The 1,628-nt window shown below is 67.9% G+C and carries 2 protein-coding genes and 1 pseudogene; all 3 read right to left on the bottom strand.

The window, feature by feature from the left end; translation table 11 throughout:
* Window positions 1–657: nucleotidyltransferase domain-containing protein (locus FXN61_RS49325; RefSeq protein WP_167980621.1), on the bottom strand; the 657-nt coding region annotated here is incomplete at its 3' end.
* 37 nt (window positions 658–694) lie between these two features.
* Window positions 695–1,198, bottom strand: a pseudogene (locus FXN61_RS49320) (class I SAM-dependent methyltransferase); the annotation flags it as partial.
* Between the two features lie 30 nt (window positions 1,199–1,228).
* Window positions 1,229–1,480: a class I SAM-dependent methyltransferase gene (locus FXN61_RS49315; RefSeq protein ID WP_167980619.1), complete on the bottom strand. Its 252-nt coding sequence runs from the start codon at window positions 1,478–1,480 to the stop codon at window positions 1,229–1,231.
* Window positions 1,481–1,628 lie beyond the last annotated feature (148 nt).

The following is a 1,628-nucleotide window of genomic DNA, read 5'->3' as shown; positions in this document are numbered from 1 at the left end:
TTCGGTGACGGTCGCGAGCGGAGGACCTGCGTCCAGCAGAGCGCGCGCCTCGGCCCGCATGCGCGCACCAGTGCCATCGGCGTCGAGCATGAGAAAGCCCTCCGCACACATGTGCAGCAACGGAGGACGCCGGTCCTTCGTGTCACGGGCCACGAAGTCCTGGAACGACTCGACCGTGTGACAGAACAGCTCGACCGGCCACCCGCGGTGCTCCAGCGTCTCGCGGAACGCGCAGGGCAGGTCGTCGACGATCACGACCATGTCCAGATCGGAGTTCGCCGTGTAGTTCCCGGCGGCGACGCTGCCGCCGAGGAACGCCGCCGTCGCGAGCGGGAACCGCTCGTCCAGCAGGTCACGTGCGGCCTGCACCGGATCCTTGTCCCAGTCGAGGAGGTGTCCGGTGACGTAGTAGTCCTGGGCCGGGTCCAGCGGACCGAGCACCTGCTCGACGCTCGGCCAGATCTCGGGGACCACCTCGTGCAGGTCCACCAGCCACGGGTTGTCCTCGGCGTCGAAGAACGGCCGGATCTGCAGAAACTGCGCGCGCGAAATGTCACGCACGCTGACCGGTGGCCCGCTGCGCGTCTTCGCGTAGCCCTTCAGGCGCCAACCCATGTTGTCGCCGTAGGCGTGCCTTACTTCGTCGTCCCCCGCCACACGTTCATTGTTACTTGACGGGCCCGCTCGCACGAATTCAGACACTCGCAACCGCCAGCACGTACCCCAGCGACGGCTGGACCGCCAACGGCGACAATATCCGGTCGAGATACTGCCGCGCCTCTTCTCCATGCGCCGCAACGAGAGCGTCGTAGTGCTGCCGTGCACCGGCCTGCATCCGCGGCACGGTCTTGCGCGCCTCCACGCTCAGGTCGATCAGCTCGACGACCTGCAAACCCGCTGAGGCCAACAACTTCGGGTAGCCGCCGAAGGTCGGCAACTCGTCGATGTCGTAGGTGGTCAGGATCGGTTCCAACTCGTCCAGCAGATCCTGTGCGACCGGCCGCCGCTGCACGAAGTCGGACACCACCACGACCCCCGACGATTTGACCACACGCGCCAGCTCCCGCAGAACGCCGACCCTGTCTCCCAAGTGCGGCAACGTTTCCACGGCCCACGCCGCGTCGAACGTGTCGGCGGAGAACGGCATCGCGTGCGGATCGGCGCGCACGAAACGCACCTGGTCGTCGACGAACAGAGCCTCGGCGCGGGCGTGGCTCGCTCGACGTGCTCAACGCACGCCGACACCGACACGATCGTCCGCGTGCGAGGCCTCGGCCAGCCGGAACGCGGACGTACCGACACGGCGGCCCACGTCCAGCACGCGCCAGCCGTGGCGGGCGCCGAGCTTCTCGATGTGCAGAGCGGTCATGCGCTCGGCGGCGACGCGGTTGGGAGATTCGTCCTCTTCGGACGTCCACAGACCGAAGTGGAGGTTGTGATCCCAGATCGTGCGCATGACCTCGTGGTAGACGTCCGTCATCAGAAGAAGTCCGCCAGCCGTGGGACGCCGGACGCGCTGGCGAGCTGGTCCAGCACCACCGCGTCGGCGGGGTCGCCCTCCAGCAAACCCGCGCGCCGCAACGCATGCGTGTTCTGCGCGCCGGAGAACCACGGGCCGAGCGCTCGCG

The sequence above is a fragment of the Lentzea indica genome (assembly GCF_012184385.1).
Classification (GTDB): Bacteria; Actinomycetota; Actinomycetes; order Mycobacteriales; family Pseudonocardiaceae; genus Lentzea; species Lentzea indica.
Note: the sequence above shows the minus strand (reverse complement) of the source record. Positions and strands in the feature narration are given on the sequence as shown.